The sequence below is a fragment of the Aquimarina sp. KJ22-3 genome, assembly GCF_055808215.1.
In genome coordinates, this window is sequence record NZ_CM147859.1 from 3,371,542 (window position 1) to 3,391,356 (window position 19,815).

Below are 19,815 nucleotides of genomic sequence, written 5' to 3' on the forward strand. Positions count from 1 at the left end.
ATACTTACTCTATAACTAGTTTTCTTCTTGCGGTACCTTGTGGGGTTTCCAGGATCACCAAATACATCCCTGAGGAAAGCGTAATAGTATTATCAAATAGGAATTCTATATTCTCTTTCCCCTCCTTTTCATCCAAAACAGCTCCTGAGGTGAGATGGATAATTTTTACTGAAATATCTGAGGCTTTTTTGAGTGCTATTTTTGTTTTGAAGGACCCCGTACTTGGGTTTGGAAACAAAACAAACTCTTTGACAAAACTATCTGTATCTGAAGGTTTATAGGTGTTAATCGCAGGTTGTACGATAATTGTTTTATTGAAATCCATATAACAATCCGCTACATGCGAACGTAAATTAATGTCGTAAACCCCTTCTTCATCAAAGAGTAAGGTCAGCTCTTCTTTTGTCTCATTAATAACTGCCACATTCTCAGGGACACTCCACTCTACTTTTTCTCCAATAGGAGAACTGATATTAATGAGTGTCACCTCTTGCCCTACATAGGCTTGCGTAGCAATCAGATAGTGTGCATCGATGGCTTCGTCAAAAAATACGACTTCTACAGTATCTTCATTGGTACATCCCACCCCATTAATCACTGTTGCAGTATATACTCCTGCCCGATCAATCAGTACCGAACTGTCTGTACTTGTAAAACCATTATCTCCAGACCAATTATAGGTAGCCCCCGGATCTTCGATAAGTACATCCAACACCAAAGTCTGTCCCTGGCATAGTGCATGCCTTTCGGGTAAATCAACCTGCACCAAAGGGGGATCATTAAGTATTGTTTCATAAAAAGTTTTACAACCCATTTGATCCATAACTTCCAAAAGATATGTTCCTTCAGTTAATCCACTAATATTTGTGTTAGCAGATCCTGTATTCCACAAATAAGTATACGGGGGTTGGCCTCCTTGTACGGTAACTTCTATAAATCCATCATTACCTTGATAACAAGTTGGTGCTACCTCGGCTATTGGATTAATTTCTAAACCATTGGGTTGCTCGATGGTAACACTACCTTCGATAACACACCCTTTACTATCCGTAACATAGATCAAATGCTTACCCGCTCTAAGATTGGTTGCTATTGCCGTTGTAGCTCCATTACTCCAAAAATATTCGTATGGAGGAATTCCTCCTTGTACAGTTGCTGTTGCGGTAGCATCAGATCCACTAAAACAACTGATGTCGGTTTTCTCGAATGAGATTGATAACACCTCGGGTTGCGCTAAGTAAAATGTACTGTCTATTGCATTAGATAGTGTGTACTCTATTTCGCCATTGCTATTGATAAAGGAGGTATAGTTCCCTAATACAATTCCGTTTTTATCTACGATATTCAATGCATAATCCCCTACACTTTGGTGTTTGATAATACTATCATTCACATTGATATCTGTCCAAACATTATTAATCTTCTTTTTCCAATTGTAATAGTATGGTAGAGGCTTCCTTTCTTCATTACTAGGCACATTATCAAATGGTACTGTTTGTGCATTAGATTCATAAATCACTCCACCAGTTACATGAGCTACAATTTGCCCATCCTGGAATTGATCTGCCAGATTAAATGGAGCTTCAAAATCCCGCCCATCGTCAAAAGCGTTATTAATATTACAGGAGACTGTATTTGTAACTTCAAAAACCACTTGTATCGGGTCTGGTTGTTGCAGATTATAGCTAATATTCTCTTCAAAACACCCTGTCTTGTAGGTAGCTTCGTCATAGTTTTTGTCGGTTACTCGCAGCGTATAGATACCCGCACCTATCGAATGTAATGTGATTACATACCCCTCGTCGTTATCTAAAACTTCGGTGTGCACTGTATTGAGTATGGTTCCTTCAGAGTTCTGGAACTCATAATTGTATGAGCCATCATCCAAAGGCGTACCTCCGGTTATTACATATCTAATTTTTCCATCGGTAAAACCATTGGCGGTAGGTTCTTTTTCAAAAACCTGAGCTACATTGAGTGTCATATCAGGCTGAACGATAGACTCTATTCTCTTGGTTATGGATAAATCATTGATAAAATACCCTGTGCAGTATGTTGAACCAATCTTTTTTCTTACCTGTATCTCATAATTATTAGGTCTCAGATTTTCTTCGATATGTTGATCGGTAGCTTCAAAATCCTTCCATTCTATAGGTGCTATTTCGCTAACAGGGTTTATGGCATATTCAAAAGTACCTGGCCTTCCGCCTTGAGCGGAGATCGTGATCACCCCATCATTGTTATTAAAAACATCAGTATCGCCATCATTACAACTGGAATCTTTGATGGTTACGTCAAAAACAATTTGTGATGGATCTACCAAAATTACGGGATCTACGGGATCTCTTACAATGGTACTCAACCGAACGCCATTGATCGTCAAATTCCCTCCGGCAAACTCTATTTGATATTGACCCGCTTTTACCGCATCAAATGTATAACTAAAGCTACCATCACTCTCGCTATCAAAAGTAGAAAGGATGCCACTGGTATATCTTACTCCCAAATCGTCCTTTAAATTAATCGTCAATTTTTCTTGCAGTGCATTGTTCAAGTTTCTACCAAAGGAGATCGTAACCGATCCATCGCCTTCAAAACAGACAGGGTCAACTTTTGCGATATTCGTTACTCTAGGAGCCGATGGATAATAGGTAAAAGATATAGGGTTAGAACTTCTACAACCCGTATCCAATTCTAATCGAATTCTCTTACCATACGCCGATTGAGGTAAAAAATCTTCTCCTTTGATACGCAATACTTTTTGCCCATTTTGAACAGTTACATACCGATTAGAAATGTATCTGTAGTTACGATCACTACCTATTTTGTACTTCCAATTATAGCTGTAACCATTTATTAAATTATCGGGGATTCCTATAGTAAGATACTCTTCGCTGGCCAGGTACAAAGGTCCACTTGGTACATTGACCTCTACGATAGGATCGGATCTCACCTCCAAATCTCGCATATACACATAGGCAGCATGATAATAAAATATATCGCCATAATAACGATCATCGGGTTCCCAAAACCCACTATATCCCCTAGAATAACAAGCCCCATTGTAATCTACTTTGATCACATTCATTCCCCTATCTCTAAACACATCGGTATACCAGCTTTGCGGAAAATCATAAATAGCAAATCCTTTACACAACAGTCTATCCTCGAACTTATTATCGATATGAACTTTTATCGGAAACTGATCCTTTGTGAATTCATGATTTCCAGTGTCGTATCGAAATCTTCCCGTTTTTCCTCCGGTATCTACCGTTGTAATCCTACCATTATTTTTATCTAGAAAACGGATCTCTTGCATCCCTCTGTCACAAATAGTGGTTCCAAAAAACCATGGCCCATCAGAATAGGATCGATCTCCAGAAACAGTAAGCCTATAGAATGCCTTATTACCTTGAGTGAGCGTGATTCCTTCCTGACCCCATAGCATAGAATTTGCAGATGTGATGCATACTAGTAAGAAGATGATTTTTTTCATAACGATACGATTTGCTAATAGGTAACTTCTATGGATTTGGATTGAGGTAACATGCCGCGATTCAATACCGTTTTTAAGGTGTAGGTATAGGTATTGTCTGGATTTATTCTGGTATCCACCAACTCATTTACATGAGCGGGGATCTGTCTCCACAACATAGGAGGATCTTCATTCTTGGAGCGATATACCAATATCTCTGCCACTTGATCCGGCATTTTTCTCCAGGATAGGGTTATATTCTTTTCTTCTCGATCTGCGGTTGCATTAAACCCTTTAATCATTGAACCACCACCTATCAGGTTAGCAGTTATAGTAAGCGGTGTAGAGGGTTCTGATTTTAACTCATTCCGATCAATAGCAAAAATGGCATATCGGTATTGCCTTCCAGCTCTGATATTATTATCGATATAGCGAGAAATCGTATCAGTTTCAAAAATCAATTGCCAATCGCTTTGATTTGTAGCTAGTTCTTTTCGATACAAACGATGTGAAACTATATCGTAACTACTACTATTGATCCACTGTAAAGAAATACCCTGTTTTGTTACTTTGTAGTCCTCAAAAATCGGTGGAACAGGAGGAATAACATCCGGTTTCTTCACTTCTAACTTTTCAGAAAACTCGGATATATTATATCGATTATCTAAAGCAACTACCTGGTAAAAAACACTAGGATTTAAAGATGTTACTTGGGTAGTATCGATAAAAGTGGTCGAAGTAATTAACTCTGTTGAAACGGGAATTGTTTGTTCTTCTTTAAGATTTGCCTTTCGAACGATATACCCTCTAATATCATTTTCGGTATTGGCCTGCCAGGATAGTTGTACTATTCCCAAAGAATCTATAGTACCCTTTAGACCCACCGGTGCTGCCGGAGGGATAGAATCCAACGTTTGCACAAAATGCATCAGTGAAGCGGTTTTTTGATGACTTATCCCGATTGCATTTATTTTGTAATAATTCGAAGCTTCTACTTTTTGAACTGTAACTGATCGTTGATCTCTCGGAATATCCTTTTTTATTGTTGTATAGGGACCTTCTGTTTTTGGAGCCCAATCAATAGAGAAGCTCTTGATTTGCTTTTCGGCTTGCTCATCAAATGTCCAATTCAAAATTACGTCTCCAGAGGGTTCTATGCTATTTGAAATGATCTTCGGGACGGCCGTTAGTTTTTCAATACCTCTTGCCACAATAACTTTTGACGGAGGACTTTTTTCACCAAAGGCTGAAATACCACTCACTCGATAGTAATACGATTTGTAATTTTCGGCTACGCTATCGGTAAAAAACATTTGTGAATTTTCCTGACCCTCCTGACTAAAATTGATAAAAGGCAACCCTTCATTTACCTTTGCAAAGTTCAAGCTATCTTCAGATTTTTCGATATCATAGGCGGTGTATATAGATTTATATATATCCTTATCCCAAGAGAGTGTAATTTTATGATCTTCTGACGAAGTAAAAAGATCAATTGGAGGAGGTAGTGTTTCTTCCTTTTCTGTATCTACCAATTTCAACCCTGTTTCTACCTTAAGTTTGGGATCTGCACTTTTAATTCGATATAGATATACGGTATTAGGTTCAGTATTAGTATCTGTATATCCTAAACCTGCCAAATTCGCGGCTTCAAAATTCATATCAGAAGCTAGTAAGACAAATGAAAATCTATTGTCTAAATCTTTCTTTACGGTAAACATAGCGGCTATCGGATTGGCAATAGGCTTACTACTTCTTTTACCATAAAGCAATTGTGCTGCCATTGCCGCATAATCATTCTTGTTGGCAATAGTTCTCCATGCTTCCAATGGTTTTGGCTTAACGGTATCCAGAATTGTTTTACCAAAAGAGGGAGGCATTAATTTTCCGTCTTTTTTTACGGTAACACGTTCGATCAAATAACCTTGCTTGTTCAGTTTCAACCAGCTTGCTGGAGTGCTAGGAGCCCATCGTAGATGTACCTTTGTCTTTTTGTTAAGCGCTAGTACTTTTATTTGAGGTGTACGCTCTTCTTCTTGAGCATGTATGACTACAGGAATTCCTAAAAAACAAGCGAAGATGATATATAGGGTAGTTTTTTTCATTCAAAATCAATTAATACACAAAATCATATACTGCATAAGACTTTCTAATTCCTCCTGGTAGGATATAGTTAAAGCGTGTTCGGTACTTCCCTTCTCTCATAAAACCAAATCGGTTGTCAAGGAATTGAAGTGCACTATCGGTATCACTCAAGATTCCGTTATGATAATCATCACTTATCCGAACCATGATATCTTCAAAATCATCTCTATACGTTCTTGGTAACATGTACTTGTATGGAAAGTTTTTGGAACGCCACTCTGTATCAGTATTGTTATTAATGCTGGCTACATAATTTGCTCTTACCGAAATTGACTTTGAAGGTGCTATGCCCAGAATTTGAGTATCCCGAGTGAAGTTGTATTTTCCTGCAATAGGATAATTGTTGTACAATATAGGTGCAATATCTTGCTTAAAGTAGTCATCCTCCAAGGTCGAATTGGCAACAACCAGAGGTTTGCCTTCTGAGTATTGACTTCCTTCGAGTTCTACTAAATCAAAACCTTCATCATGTTGTTCGATGGTTGATGCCAGATAAATGGCATCTATATACACCTTCCCAATAAAATTCTTATCGGTTTTTATCGCCTGCATTTTATTTCTGAAAGTATTGTAGTGGCTAGAAGTAAAATTGTACGTTAATCTATCGATTTCAGCATCTGTTCTTACCACATTTTCTGCTTGATTATTCCTAATGGTGTAAGTACTTCCATCCGTATTCTCATTGCTGGCGATATCATTAGAAGCCTCTGATGTTTTGGTTGATCCTCCTACCGAAGTACTCACCATTTTGATGGTATAGGCTGTTTCTTTCTCTACTGGAGGAATAGCGTACGACAACTCATTGCTTGTACTGTTATATTGAATTGAAGTTTCCTCTGTGACATTGGTGGTCACCTCAATGTATTTTACTTTGGTGCTCCAATGGGAGTTTTCGAATAAGTAGTCTTGTCCCTTTTTAAGCTTTACATATCCGGTGGGATGCTCATTTCTATAAAACAGTTTTTGATTCACCACTGGATAAGAGTATTGTACGTTTGTTAACGGAATATAGGTAGGCGCATCGCCTGTGGTAAATTTCACCGTTCTAGTTTCTAGATACTCTTCACCATTAACTTTATAAGTTCTGAAAACCCCATCTATTTTTTCTTGTAATGTAACCTCTACCTGAGCTGTTAATTCCTGATTTGGCGGTAAAATATCAAAGGATTCAAAGGTAAGATGGGTATTCGCTGTATTCCATTCTAATCGCCCGGGGATATTGGTATCGTTAGCATCTTTTAATGTAAACGTTTTGACTTTTATTTTATAAGTTTTGGTTTGCTCATTAACATCCAGAATTTCTATTGGTGCATTGGCCTCCATAGCTAATGCTAGTTGCGGAGAGGTAAATACATCTACGCCCGATTCGTTCTCTGCGGGTGACACACTTGAGATCAACTCTACCCCTAACGCATTATCCGGAACAGGGTCACAAACAGTTCCTATAGTAATGTCTTCATTGATTCTCCCTTTAATCAAGCCTCCTAAAACACTATAATTGGCTGCAAATCTAGCCTGAAACCACGTTGGATTAGGACCACCAAATCTCCCTAAAAAAGCACCACCACCTTCTATAATCGGGAATCTTCTATAATCTCCAAATATCTCTACACCAATTCCTAGTTCTCCTTGCATAAAAGCATAAGCCTGTCCTGTGGCATAAAACCCATCATTACCAATAGGCGATATTCCATTACAGCTCATCTGGTTGTGATATTTTTTCATCAAAACATCAATCCCAAGTCCAGCGGTAAATCGAGCGTAAAGCGGACCAAAAACCATATTACCGGTATCGAACTCATACGCCAAACCAAATGCTGCACCGGTTCCTGCGGCCAACTGATCTCTATATCTACTCTGCTGATCTTCTAGTACGCGAAGTTTATCTCCCAAAATATTTAATACCCGATACGGAGGAGGGATAGCTTTAGGTAAGTTTTGTCCAATCATAACATAGCCTGAATAATCTATTCTGAAATCCCCAAATCCCGAAGAAAGCCCCATTCTATTCAGGGGGTTCCAAAATGGGCATACCATCTTTCCTGATTGATCTGTATAATCCCTTCTACAGCTTTTTTGGCCCTTCCTTTACCGATAATCAAACCATCTCCGATATCCGTATAGACATCCAAATACGTATAAAACGCCTTGTTTTCGAAATCCAATTGCCCAAATAAATAAGCATCTACTCCATCTACATCTGGCATAGATTGTATTTCGGTGACATCTATACCTGCTTCCTCTTCTGAAACTTTTTCTGATAGCGATCGTGTATCTCTTATTTCATTGTTGGTAGCATGATCGTATGTTCCTCTTTCATCTCTCCCTTTATCATCTTTGGCAGGCCCCATTATTTTGTTACCATCTTTATCCAATTTGTATAACTTTCCCTTATCTCCATTGGCATATTCCATTTCTATAGGCTTCCCTTTTTTATCCCTGGCCACTTCATAAGCTTGCAATTGTTTGGACAGCTTATTTTTCATAAACATTTGTGGATTGTCAAGCTTATTGAACCCTCGAGCTTGCCCGATAAAGGATAAACTGTTGATTCCTCCATTTTTATTGATATTCAGCTCTGCTCCTGCTCCACATCGCATCAAATTATCACCCCCATGATGCCAGAATACGATAAATTTGATTCCAAAATGTCCCATAGCGGGTTCATATGAAAAGCCTGAAGGCGATACCTTGGCGCTGGCATTACTGGGATCCATTCTACGTCTCATATTATTATATACTCCCCCACCAAATCCATTGATTTTAAAAGCTCCTGTGGGAAGTGTAGCTGTCGACTTGCTAAACAATTTTTGAGGAAATTCTGCCGAGAAATCAACATACCAGAACGATGCATCTTCTGCAAATAAGACCTTCGATTTTATTCTGAGATTCGTATTACTGTTATCCTCTTCATAATTTTGTTCGGATTTCTTTCGTTGCGAATCTGTAAAATCAATTTTGACTTCTCCATCCCCTGCATAGGCATTTCCATAGATAGAATCTCCATAAGTTCTTTTTACAAATGCCTTTAACTTGATAAAGGTCCAGCGTCCTTTTACCGCAATTTTTGCCCAACGGGTATCCTTGTACTTCATACTGGAAACACCATCTACTACTTCATCTTCCGCAATCAGATCAATACTGGTACTTCCTCTTATAAATTTCTTTTCGTCCCCTCCTGTAAAATCCATGCTTACATCAAACCCCAAAGCTTTTTCATTTTTCTCGGGATATTTTTTGTAGGTGATGGCATCCAAAGAAACATTAATCCTGGATTTTTCTTTTGGAGACAATCGTCCAGTTTGTTCATCTCTACCTGTACTATCTTTTGCGGTTGCATGTCTTTCTTTGGTATTACTGCCATTACCCATAGATAAGCCTTCGGTGTAGCCCAAATAATCAATATCCAGAGTAGCCCCTACAGTCTTCATTTTTAAACCTTCAAAAGTGAGTCCTTTGAAACGCACCATATCCGTTTCATCTTCAGTAACCCCTTGATCAGTAGTATAAGACTGTGTAGCGTTCTCTGCGGCCTCTCGTTGTTTTTTTGAAGAGATGATCGTCGTCATTATCCCATTAAGATTGGTTTCTGGTCTAAAGTTGTCATTCTCTACAGGCATTTTTATATACGAACCTGCTCGTAGCTTTATGGAAGCCAGAAATATGGGCACATCGATCTCATTGAGTGTTGTAACTTTGGTGCTATATTCCTCATCTGAAATTACTCCTTCGAACTCCAAAAGAGAGGTATCTGTATCATCGGGTAAAATACCGTTAGTATCATTATATGAAGAAGTAACCACTCCATCCGTACCATTTTTTATATCCTCAAAAATAGGAAGGCGCATACCTCCCGAGAATTCTGATTCAAGGATGCTATTATTGAGCAACTCCAAACTGATGGATGATACAGACATCGGCCAACCTATAGGTGCTGAAGTGACCCCATCTTGTATCGAAATAACGTCTTCTTTATAGATCCTCCCCGAAAGACCATTTTGATCTATAATCAAGTCAGCACCTTCAATATACACTCGATCGTCTGCGGCTATGCTTTCTTTGGTTTTAAATACTTTGGGTAAGCCAATGTGAGCTGATGAAATATAAATTCCTCTCCAGGTATTCTCGTTTGGTAATAGAACTCCTTGCTCATGATACTGTTGAGGGAATACAATAGTATCTGGATTTCTACTATCACTAAAATCAAATACCGCCTGATTACTTGTAAACGTAAACTTGTTTTCCTGATTGGTAAGTGCAAATGGTGGTAACTGCACATCCACTATTAAATCGTTCCAGGAAGCAGCGGTTGCAGTAAAGGTTCCGGTGACACGATCGGTACTATTCTGTATAGGTTCTCCGTTGGACTGTATAGGAACCAATACGTTTCTGGAGATAGATACCTCCCCATCAATACTCATCCCTGTAACTCCATTACAATCAATAGATACATGCGAAGTGTTTTGGGTGGTAGCATTACTATAATTTGCAGTCCCATTTAAGGACAATAACCAGTTGGAAGAATGAAAAGGAATCTGGGTATTTCCTAACAGCACCAAATTAGCACTTCCAATAGTTCCTCCATTACCAATAAGACCACCTTGCTTGGATAACTGCACATTATCTGCTCCGAAAAATAATTCGATCGGTAATCCGTTTACATCGGTTTGTGGAAGAACAACTTTTACAAACACCTTAAAAAAAGTTTGTACACCGAATTGCGCCTCGGCAAATGCAATTTGATACTCTACTTCGTCGACTACTTCTTTGATCCCAGCAGGAAGAAGAATTTCTTCATTAGCTCCTGAAAATGTAGAAATCCAATTTTCAGAATCTTCAATTTTTTCAAATACTATTCTGGCTTCTACCTTTGCGCTTTCGGTATTAGAATTTTCAAGAAGTTCTTTGGAGGTTTGATCTAAATAACTATTAAAACTGTTATCTTTTTGGTGTTCTTTTTGCCGATTACTTTTTACTAATAAGGAATCTGTGTGATTGAGTTTGGTATGACTTTTTGCTACAAAAAATGACATACAAAACAGTAAAAAAAGCAAGGGTTTACTTTTTAGAGTAAGCACGTATTGGGGTATTTTGGTTGTTGATTAGTGATCTAGTTACTAGGTGTGAAAGTAAAACATTTAGCCGCTAAGGGAGTATTTTCTTTGTTATCATAAGTTGATTTTACAGTTACATCAATATTAAATACATAGTGTTTTAGAACTTAATTAAAGTACATAGTTTCATTTATTGGTTTTTCTACATTTTAGAAATTTTCAAGAAGATAAATCGCCATTCTTTTTTGTGATTTTTTCTATCGATATCATACTAATAAGTTAAAAACCGATCTTAAGAATACAGTAAAAAGTATGTCAATAGTATACCTCCGGAAATACTGAAAACACTGATAATTAATTTTTTAGTTATCTTAAACAAAACGAAACTCATGCAAAAATTCGCCATTACCTTTAGTGTTATCTTATATGCTTTTGCCGTCCCCTATCTTGAAATAAACGATACCCATGTTTTTAATCCGGATTGGACTCCACATGTCAGAATTCATGAAGTTTGGCAACTACTTACCAATTCTGGAATTGGGATTTTGTGTTTATGGTTGGTATGGAAGAAAAGTGAAATCTTACTTCCTACCATTTTAAGTATGCTGATTACCGGAGGGTTTCTAATTGCATTTTTTATAAAAGACACTTATGGCGGATCAATGAAATACTTAGACGGAAGTGAAAAAACACTTTTAGGTATTAATATCGGTTTACTTGGATTTGGAATCGCATTCTTGCTCTTACTTTTTTCACTTCTTACCTTACTAAAAAAAGCGTTCTTCAAACTAAGCAGCATTGATCATAACAATGAATGATTTTTAGAGCAATGCTAATATGAATGATCGCACTCTTATCTATGTTACTTCATCTTGCTACAATATAAAATGACATTTTTAGACAAGTGTTTATTACAAAAAAGTCATAGTTTTAAGCTATGGGAAATCATTATATCAAATTTATTTACTGTAATGAACTACAAATTGCTGCTTCTTGTGAAGATCGTGTTGGGGATGTGATGAGTACATATCTTCCTAGTACCATATTGTTTTTTACACAACTGGGAACACTTCATTTGAAAATTGGTAACGAGGAGTTTCTTATCCCTAAAAATAATTTCGGGTTAATTCGGAAACATCACACTGTTGAATTGCGTAAAACCTGGAGTACCGAAGAGAAATTTGCAAAAACCTATGGTTTTGTTCTTACCAATGATTTTATCAAAAAAGTCATTGATCATATAGAATTACCTAAATCTATCTCTAATACCAACCTATGCTTTCTAGACGTTCCTAACACTGATCAATTACAGGAAATAATGGATTCTTTAATCCAGCATATTGATAATGGTGAAAATTTGAATACTTCTTATGTAGAACAGCAAACTCAAAAGGCGTTACAAGCGCTTATACTTGCTAACAAGGATATTGGCATCATTTTTAAAGAGTTTTCCCAAAATGAGAAAGCAGACCTAGAAGAACTTATTCTTAACAATTACCTCTATAATCTGCCCTTAAAGGTTCTGGCAGAACAATCTGGAAGAAGCTTATCGACTTTTAATCGAGATTTCAAAGTAATTTTTAATGAGACTCCTCATAAATGGATCCTAAACAAACGCCTGGAGCATGCAAAACATCTAATGGAGCATGATCATGTAAAGCCTTCAGAAGTATTTCTTCAATGTGGTTTTGAAGACTTATCTCATTTCAGCAGGACGTTTAAGAAAAAATTTGATATACCACCTTCAGTATTCTATAAGAACTGCTTTCAAGAGTCCTAAATATACTTTGAAATAGATTGAGTTACTACGCTCTATACATAAAACATTCAGCTAAGTCGTAATGGTAATTCTGTTAATCGTTTGTTTGTAAGCCTTTTTACAGCGTTTGCAATTGCAGCTCCTATAGGCCCCAACGGTGGTTCTCCCACAGGTAACGGAACTTCTGCCCCTTGTATTAAATGTACTTCAATTTCTCTAGGTGCATGTTTCATAAGCGCCATATTATAGGGCCCATAAATCGTAGGATATAGTTGTCCGTCTTTCAGTGTCATTTTTTCATGTAAGGATGCACTTATTCCCATAATAATAGATCCTTCGCACTGGGCCTTGACCTGATCCGGATTTACTGCGATTCCACAGTCCAAAACGCAGGTTACTTTGTGAATTTTGATTTCATTATTTTCAACACTCACTTCTACTACATGAGCACAAGGCGCCCCAGCATCTGTAGACGCTGCAAATCCCATGGCGCGACCATTTGTTACCTGATCTGCATAAGAAGACATATCCGCTGCTTTTTTAATTACAGCTTTTAATCGTTGACCTGCTTCATCATCCTCTATCTGATCTAATCTAAACTGAACAGGATTCTTTTTTGCTTTAATCGCCATCTCATCCATAAAACTTTCGATAGCAAAGGTATTTGCCAACAAACCAAGACTTCGCCACCAACTGGTCGCAAAAGGTAAAGGGTTATGCCATTGTACAGCTCTAAAGTTAGGCACCTTACGATACTGAATACTTCCACCTCGTATAGCTCCAATATCTGCATTGAGTACTCCATGAATCATATCGGGCATGATTACAGATCCAATGGCGACATTACCACTGGCAAAATGATGCTCCACTCCTTCTAACAGTCCATTCGCTCCAAGTTTCCCTTTCATGATATGATGTGTAGGAGGTCTAAACATATCATGCTGAAATTCTTCTTTACGGGTAAAAAAGTACTTCACAGGCTTACCTACTTCCTGGGATAAGAGTGCTGCTTCTACAGCATGACTGGTATTTAACCTACGTCCAAATCCACCACCCAAATAGGTCGGGATTATATTGACATTCTCTAACTCAAAACCTAATGCTTCTGCCACTTGTTTTTGGGTAACACCAACTACCTGTGTAGACAGAATTACGGTAGCTTTTCCATCTGCAACATGTGCCACTGCTCCATTTGGTTCTATTTGGGCATGTGCTCCTATGGGACTTTTAAACTCGAGAACAACTACCTCATTATGGTCATCAGACAATGCGCTCCCTTCTTTTTGTACCATCATTTCATTACCATTACCGACAGTAATGATCTCTCTTATCTCTTCTTCTGTCCACTTTTTTGGTATGTCCCAATCTACTTCTAATTCAAACTTGGCAGCTAAGGCTTCGGGATAAGAATTGGCAACAATACCAATCCAATTATCTTTTTGTACCACCTTTACCACACCTGGTCTTTTTTCGGTATCTCCAATGTTAGCACTTTTAAAAATAGCACCAACATGTTCTGGCCTCACTATTACAGCATGTAACATATCCGGCATTGCGGCATCCATTCCAAAAATTGGGTCTCCGTATACTTTTGCATCGAGGTCTACCCGTGAAATCGGTTTCCCAATATACTTATAGTCTTTAAGTGGTTTTAAATCCGGAGTATCTGGCACTTCCCATTTGGTCACATCTTTTACGACTTCTGATAGGTTGAGTGATTGACCATTACCACTTATTACCCCTTCTTTCATCGTAAGATTTGACAAGTCGGTATTCAATTTTTTGGCAGCTTCAATTTTTAGCATCTCTCTCATTGTAGCGGCCATTTCTCGCAAAGGTTGCCAAAGTTGAGCAACAGACAAACTTCCTCCTGTACTCATCCCGTCGATAATCCCCGTTTCTGTAGCTGCTCCTACTACTTCAACTTGATCCATACGCACTTCAAATTCATCGGCAACCATTTGAGCAATACTTGTAAAGGTACCCTGTCCCATTTCTACCTTAGGAGAATGCACTCTTACCCTATTTTCTTTGGTAATCTCGAACCATAGGTTCGGTTCTGTGCCCGTTCCTGAATACGGAGGGACTAATGATTCTGCCATCCCTAACATTGCTCTTCGTAATGGATTTCTAAACACGTAGGTTCCAATTGCCAACACACCAACAGTACCCAAACCTCCTCTTACGATAAACTTACGACGTGATATCTTTTTTGCCATGATAATTATAGTTTAGGTGTTGACTCATTAGTATCTCCTATTAGTTCGGCTGCCCGATGAATGGCTTTACGCATTCGATAATACGTACCACAACGGCATATATTGATGATGTTTTGATCTATATCCTCATCTGTGGGTTTAGGGTTTTCGTTTAAAAGAGCAGCTGTAGCCATCATAAAACCAGGTTGACAATATCCACATTGAGGCACAACTTCTTCTATCCATGCTTGTTGTACTGGATGAGGGTTTTCTGGAGTTCCCAATCCTTCAATTGTGGTCACTTGCTTTCCTTCTGCAAACTTTACAGCATAAGAACAAGACCTAATGGCCTGTCCGTCTACCAGCAATGTGCATGCACCACAAGCTGCTTTTCCGCAACCAAACTTAGTGCCTTTTAAATCCAAAATATCTCTAACCACCCATAATAAAGGGGTGTTAGGATCCTCAATTTCTACTTTTTGGGGTTGATTATTTACAGTGAAAGATATAATCATTAGGTAATATTTTTTAAGTTAAAAGGGATACACTGAAAGTGTTCTGGATTATTCTGAAGGAATGACCGCGCCATCTTCAAACCACTCTTTGACGACTTTTATATATTCATCCAACGGTACTGGAGGTTTTTCTCTAGGTACACCATTGGCATCAACACCTGGGTCCCAGGCCCATAATACCAATTCGTGTTCGGTAAGATGATGCATTACTTCTTCGTGATTTCTTCCGCCATTTCTTTCTGGGTCAAGCATTGATTCTGCTATCTCTACACTGGTGAGTCCTTCCCATTTCATTTTTTCTGGAGCTAAACTCCATTCGGGAGCACCAGGTACCCCGGAGTAATTGTTGTTTTCATCTTGATGGCAAGTAGCACATTTGGTAGCTTCGTAACCGTGATTCGATGCTCCTCGAGACATTCCAAAATAATGCGGATGTCGATCATCACCTTGCTTAGGAATATTATCATTGGGATGACAATTTACGCACCTCTGGTGCATTAAAACTGACATCATTTTATCAAAATTTTCTTTGTTTGTATTGGAAATAGGCTCTTCAGGTATAATAAGAACATATGAGGAGGGATTTGCATCGAAGTGTGAAGCAAAAAGAATACCCGCAACCAAAAAAACAAAAGCCAAAGAATAAAGGACTTTTCTATTCATATTCAGAGGATTGTGTGAATTGTCCTTTAAAGATACTACTAAATTGTAAACCTTGGTTGTCTAAAAACGTCAAACCCGAATGAATAAAAAAGAAGGGTATATCTATTCGTAAAAGAAATAATAAGTCCTTTAGAAAAAAGCATACAAAAAAAGAGTAATCAACAAATCGTGATTACTCTTACTACAAATAAGATATATTAATCTTTATTATTCTTTTCTACATGCGTAGCGCTTCGTACACATTAATGGATTCGAAGTTACGACTTTGTGGATTATTTTCTCCATTAGAAGCTGCATATAACTCTCTAAGGAACAATACCGCTCCATAGGAATAATTGACTCTTTCTATCCATTTATTAAATGCATTCTCCTTGGTAGACGTGGTGGTATACTGAAATACTTTTGATTTCAACGCTTCTAAAGATCTATCGTCAAAAATAGGACGTGTAGGGAATAACTTCGACTGATCATCTGTAATATCTAATTGCGACTTAATCCACTCCACATCGGATCTATACTGAAGAATGATTTTATCCTCCATAGTCTGATATGCCGCACGATCAAAAACAATTTTGATCATACTTTGCCTGGTAACATCATCAAACTTAAACGTTAGTTCAGTGTTACTAGCCAACTGATATTGACCATTATTATTGCTGTTTTCCAAAACTACGGTAAAAGGAATACCATTAGTGCTTCGCACACGAAACTCTTCAGCATTAATACGTTCTAATGCGATATGCTCATTTTGAGCATGGGCCTGCGAAAAGAAACAGAACGCAGCTACAATAAATACTAATTTTTTAATTTTTGTTGTCATTTGTAGAAGGGGGTAACTATTCATAATTCAAAGTTATAATTTCACGATCGGTTTTCAAAGTGTTGTATCTTCATTTATTAACATTTTGATACTCCATTGGTCGTTTTCCAAAAACCATACCAACTTAAAACACTACACAAAAAACACTACTAAACATTAAAAATCAATGTTTTAGCATCGAATCTGTAAAATGTATACGTTATCCTGTAAAAAGTATACTTTTTTACCTTTTATACAGAATACCTTTGTCCTATCAAAAGCAATAAGGATAAAAAATTAAAGATTATGATACACCTTGCATAGTCAATAAGGTAGTAGACCATACAATAACTGAAGACAAGAATATACCTACGCTATTTGCTACAAACGCCTTACGTTTCTTAATTTTAAACAAATAAGTGGCAATACTTCCTGCATATACTCCTGTTCCAGGAATCGGCAGCATTACAAAAAATAACAATCCCCAAAAACCGTATTTTTCTATTTTATCACCAGAACCTGTTTTTGCTCTTCTGGCAACAAAAATGGCTGCTTTTTTGTAGAAATTCCATCGTAATAAATAGTTGTTTATTTTCTCCAGAAAAAAGATCATAATCGGAAATACCAAAACATTGGCCAGGAAGCACAAAACAAATACCCAGTATATGTTCAAACCATTGATAAGGCCATAAGGTATTCCTACCTTGGCCTCTCCAAACGGAGAAATACTCCATAGCATGGCAATAATAAATTCCTTAATCACAGCTTACTTTTTTAGGGGCTACAAAGATAATGCTATTCGGCATTTGATAAACTTTTTTAATCATAAAAAAGGTTAAATTGTTCTTTATAGGTCATATTCGTTATAGTCTATGTCGAGATTCTACTTCTTTCCTTATCAAATATTAAGAATATTATCTGTATATTTAGGTTTCAAATCTTCTTTTCAGACAAATCCCCCACCATTAGTCGATCATTAATTCTATTAATCGATTTTGAACTTAATTTCAGGCGATTCTATAGCTTAATGAATTATTAATTGTTCACTTTTGTAGTATGAAAAGTATAAAAGATACTCCTTTTTATCATGATGCCATTCAGGAAATTAATTTTCCGTTTGGAGATTATTTTCTTTTTGAAACTTTTGTTGTAGGAGAAGTCCATAAAGATGTTGTGTATACCTGGGAGAATCATGGTAAAATTGTAGTAGAAGAACTTACCAACTTGTATGATCAAAACGGAAAGGACTTGGTCTATATTACCAATAGAATTAACCCATACTCCGTAGTACCCAGTGATTGGCTAAACTTCTACAAATTTCAATATATGCTTAAAGGATATGCTATTGTAAGCTATAACCAAAAGGGAATATTAAATACCATGCTGGAAAAGCTCTTTATGCGAAACAAACTCAAAAACTTTAAAGATCTTGGTGAAGCAATTGCCTGGGCCAAGAGTCTCACCAAATCAAAAGAAGCTGTTGCTTAGTCTTTTATACTCCCAACAAATTACTCAATAACATCGATTACTGATCCACATTTTAGCATCATACTCCCATAATACGGATTTTTAACTTCTTGCTGAAGACTCAACCAAATTGCTCCGTTATTTTCATTAGCCATAGGACATTTTTGAACATAAATAGGTTTCGCTACTTTTTGTAATTGTAAAGTCAAATCCACCATCGAATTGTTGAGCGCTATAAAGTACTTTCTTTGCATGTCTATAGTGCTGCTACTTCCGATCTGCTCAATCATCGTTCTACTATCTGTAAAAAGTTGTTTTTGTTCATCATTTAACAAGGAAACATCTGCCTTATTAAATAATTCTAGCAGCTGATTGGTAAAGTAAATTACTTGCTCATGATTTGAGTTCACCAAAGCATCTTTCATTTCAAAGTATGTAGTCAACCCTTCTAAAAATGTTTTTTGAAAAGCTACAGGTAAGTACTTTTTGCTAGAATCAACCTCTGCTTTTATCGTACTTATTCGATTCATCATACTTTTTTTACCTTGTAACTGTGCCGCTGCATCTACGGTAAACGTTCCATGGGTTACAATTTCTTCTCCAGAATCAAGTCCCGAACGAATTTCAATTTGTGCTCCTACTCTTTTGCCCAAATTCACCTCGCGCATTTCGAATACGGGTTCGTCTGCATTAACCTTTACATAAACCAAAGAACGTTCCCCGGTCCACATTACCGCAGAAGACGGCACTAATAGTTTTGATGCTATATTCGAATCGTCTATTGGTGTTATCTTTCCAGAAACAAACATACCTGGTTTAAACAACTTGTTTTTGTTGTCCAAGGTTGCTCTTATGTTGACTGTTCGCGTGGCCTCATTTAAAATAGGATCAATAAAAACAATTTGGCTTTTAAAGGTTTTATCGGGATAAGCATTGGTAGTAATATCAATGGATTGTCCTTTTTTGAATTGTGACAATTGACTTTCATACACATCAAATTCTGCCCAAACGGTTTTTAAACTGCTCACTTTTGCAATGGGTTGTCCTTCTTTCAAATAATCTCCCTCGGCACTCATCAATTCTAAAACTGTCCCAGAAACCGTAGCATATATCGGGAAGTTTTCTCTTACCTTACCAGAATCTTCAATACTATTAATTTGTTTGTCTGACAGTTTCCACAATTTTAGCTTGTTACGAACCGCCTGATATAATTTTGGTTGAGACTCTTTTAAGCTGATTGCAGTCAAAAGTTCCTGTTGTGCAGCTACCAGTTCGGGAGCATAGATTGTAGCCAATAATTGCCCTTTTTGAACCTGTTGCCCATCATAGTTGATATGTAATTGCTCAACTCTTCCTTCAAAATAGCTAGTCTGCACGGCGATTCCTTCTTCATTTGAAGTGATCTTACCTGATAATGAAATCACATGGTCATCACTTTCAGTATCCCCATTAACAATCGTTGTTTGTACATTCGCCAAAGCTAGCGCATTAGGTGTCATTTTGAACTGTTCTGGAGACAATCCATCGGATATGGATCCTGCCGGAATTAAGTCCATTCCACAGATCGGGCATTCACCAGGTTCTGATTGTCTTATTTGAGGATGCATCGAACAGGTCCAGACTTCTTCCGAAGTTGTAGCATGATTATGCTGATGTGAGGAGGATTCCTTACCAAAAATTAAATACCCTAGTAACAATCCAATGACTACTGATATGATAATATAAATACTATTTTTCTTCATG

At 37.4% G+C, this 19,815-nt stretch carries 13 protein-coding genes; 3 read left to right on the top strand and 10 right to left on the bottom strand.

Features of this window, described 5'->3' with window-relative positions:
* Positions 1 to 4: 4 nt before the first annotated feature.
* Genes AC0L3Q_RS15500 through AC0L3Q_RS15515 form a run of 4 tightly spaced genes read right to left on the bottom strand, consistent with a single transcriptional unit; the run spans position 5 to position 10,650 of the window.
* On the bottom strand, positions 5 to 3,496 hold the full coding sequence (locus AC0L3Q_RS15500) for a T9SS type A sorting domain-containing protein (protein WP_473280753.1): 3,492 nt from the start codon (positions 3,494 to 3,496) through the stop codon (positions 5 to 7).
* Between the two features lie 14 nt (positions 3,497 to 3,510).
* Positions 3,511 to 5,577 carry a fibronectin type III domain-containing protein gene (locus AC0L3Q_RS15505; protein ID WP_473280756.1) on the bottom strand — a complete coding sequence of 689 codons (2,067 nt, stop codon included), beginning with the start codon at positions 5,575 to 5,577 and terminating at the stop codon, positions 3,511 to 3,513.
* 10 nt (positions 5,578 to 5,587) lie between these two features.
* On the bottom strand, positions 5,588 to 7,654 hold the full coding sequence (locus AC0L3Q_RS15510) for a hypothetical protein (RefSeq protein WP_473280759.1): 2,067 nt from the start codon (positions 7,652 to 7,654) through the stop codon (positions 5,588 to 5,590).
* Positions 7,627 to 10,650, bottom strand: a complete 3,024-nt coding sequence (locus AC0L3Q_RS15515; RefSeq protein ID WP_473280760.1) for a hypothetical protein — start codon at positions 10,648 to 10,650, stop codon at positions 7,627 to 7,629. Before AC0L3Q_RS15515 ends, AC0L3Q_RS15510 begins: the two co-directional genes overlap by 28 nt.
* A gap of 410 nt (positions 10,651 to 11,060) precedes the next feature.
* Between AC0L3Q_RS15515 and AC0L3Q_RS15520 the strand changes: the two genes are divergently transcribed.
* Positions 11,061 to 11,489, top strand: coding sequence for a hypothetical protein (locus AC0L3Q_RS15520; protein ID WP_473280762.1), 429 nt, complete (start codon positions 11,061 to 11,063; stop codon positions 11,487 to 11,489).
* A gap of 119 nt (positions 11,490 to 11,608) precedes the next feature.
* On the top strand, positions 11,609 to 12,451 hold the full coding sequence (locus tag AC0L3Q_RS15525; protein WP_473280764.1) for a helix-turn-helix domain-containing protein: 843 nt from the start codon (positions 11,609 to 11,611) through the stop codon (positions 12,449 to 12,451).
* Between the two features lie 47 nt (positions 12,452 to 12,498).
* On the opposite strand, the gene AC0L3Q_RS15530 is transcribed toward AC0L3Q_RS15525, so the two are convergent.
* From AC0L3Q_RS15530 to AC0L3Q_RS15550, 5 genes are all read right to left on the bottom strand, one after another.
* Positions 12,499 to 14,649, bottom strand: a complete 2,151-nt coding sequence (locus tag AC0L3Q_RS15530; protein WP_473280767.1) for a xanthine dehydrogenase family protein molybdopterin-binding subunit — start codon at positions 14,647 to 14,649, stop codon at positions 12,499 to 12,501.
* A gap of 5 nt (positions 14,650 to 14,654) precedes the next feature.
* Positions 14,655 to 15,143, bottom strand: a complete 489-nt coding sequence (locus AC0L3Q_RS15535; protein ID WP_473280769.1) for a (2Fe-2S)-binding protein — start codon at positions 15,141 to 15,143, stop codon at positions 14,655 to 14,657.
* Positions 15,144 to 15,191: 48 nt separating this feature from the next.
* The gene (locus AC0L3Q_RS15540; protein ID WP_473280771.1) at positions 15,192 to 15,806 is read right to left on the bottom strand and encodes a hypothetical protein; all 615 of its coding nucleotides are present in this window, start codon (positions 15,804 to 15,806) and stop codon (positions 15,192 to 15,194) included.
* Positions 15,807 to 16,023: 217 nt separating this feature from the next.
* Positions 16,024 to 16,650 carry a hypothetical protein gene (locus tag AC0L3Q_RS15545; protein ID WP_473280774.1) on the bottom strand — a complete coding sequence of 209 codons (627 nt, stop codon included), beginning with the start codon at positions 16,648 to 16,650 and terminating at the stop codon, positions 16,024 to 16,026.
* Between the two features lie 259 nt (positions 16,651 to 16,909).
* Positions 16,910 to 17,368 (bottom strand): COG2426 family protein, encoded by a 459-nt coding sequence (locus AC0L3Q_RS15550; protein WP_473280776.1) that lies wholly within the window; start codon positions 17,366 to 17,368, stop codon positions 16,910 to 16,912.
* Between the two features lie 293 nt (positions 17,369 to 17,661).
* Here AC0L3Q_RS15550 and AC0L3Q_RS15555 point away from each other — a divergent pair, with 293 nt between their 5' ends.
* Positions 17,662 to 18,093, top strand: a complete 432-nt coding sequence (locus AC0L3Q_RS15555; RefSeq protein ID WP_473280779.1) for a hypothetical protein — start codon at positions 17,662 to 17,664, stop codon at positions 18,091 to 18,093.
* Between the two features lie 20 nt (positions 18,094 to 18,113).
* Here AC0L3Q_RS15555 and AC0L3Q_RS15560 read toward each other — a convergent pair whose 3' ends face one another.
* Positions 18,114 to 19,814, bottom strand: coding sequence for an efflux RND transporter periplasmic adaptor subunit (locus AC0L3Q_RS15560; RefSeq protein ID WP_473280781.1), 1,701 nt, complete (start codon positions 19,812 to 19,814; stop codon positions 18,114 to 18,116).
* Position 19,815 lies beyond the last annotated feature (1 nt).

Bases quoted from the DNA above. Each gene is read 5' to 3' on its own strand.
- AC0L3Q_RS15505 (WP_473280756.1), bottom strand. From the start codon at position 5,577: ATGAAAAAAACTACCCTATATATCATCTTCGCTTGTTTTTTAGGAATT.
- AC0L3Q_RS15520 (WP_473280762.1), top strand. From the start codon at position 11,061: ATGCAAAAATTCGCCATTACCTTTAGTGTTATCTTATATGCTTTTGCC.
- AC0L3Q_RS15540 (WP_473280771.1), bottom strand. From the start codon at position 15,806: ATGAATAGAAAAGTCCTTTATTCTTTGGCTTTTGTTTTTTTGGTTGCG.
- AC0L3Q_RS15545 (WP_473280774.1), bottom strand. From the start codon at position 16,650: ATGAATAGTTACCCCCTTCTACAAATGACAACAAAAATTAAAAAATTA.
- AC0L3Q_RS15560 (WP_473280781.1), bottom strand. From the start codon at position 19,814: ATGAAGAAAAATAGTATTTATATTATCATATCAGTAGTCATTGGATTG.
- AC0L3Q_RS15555 (WP_473280779.1), top strand. From the start codon at position 17,662: ATGAAAAGTATAAAAGATACTCCTTTTTATCATGATGCCATTCAGGAA.
- AC0L3Q_RS15500 (WP_473280753.1), bottom strand. From the start codon at position 3,496: ATGAAAAAAATCATCTTCTTACTAGTATGCATCACATCTGCAAATTCT.
- AC0L3Q_RS15525 (WP_473280764.1), top strand. From the start codon at position 11,609: ATGGGAAATCATTATATCAAATTTATTTACTGTAATGAACTACAAATT.
- AC0L3Q_RS15515 (WP_473280760.1), bottom strand. From the start codon at position 10,650: ATGTCATTTTTTGTAGCAAAAAGTCATACCAAACTCAATCACACAGAT.
- AC0L3Q_RS15510 (WP_473280759.1), bottom strand. From the start codon at position 7,654: ATGGTATGCCCATTTTGGAACCCCCTGAATAGAATGGGGCTTTCTTCG.
- AC0L3Q_RS15535 (WP_473280769.1), bottom strand. From the start codon at position 15,143: ATGATTATATCTTTCACTGTAAATAATCAACCCCAAAAAGTAGAAATT.
- AC0L3Q_RS15530 (WP_473280767.1), bottom strand. From the start codon at position 14,649: ATGGCAAAAAAGATATCACGTCGTAAGTTTATCGTAAGAGGAGGTTTG.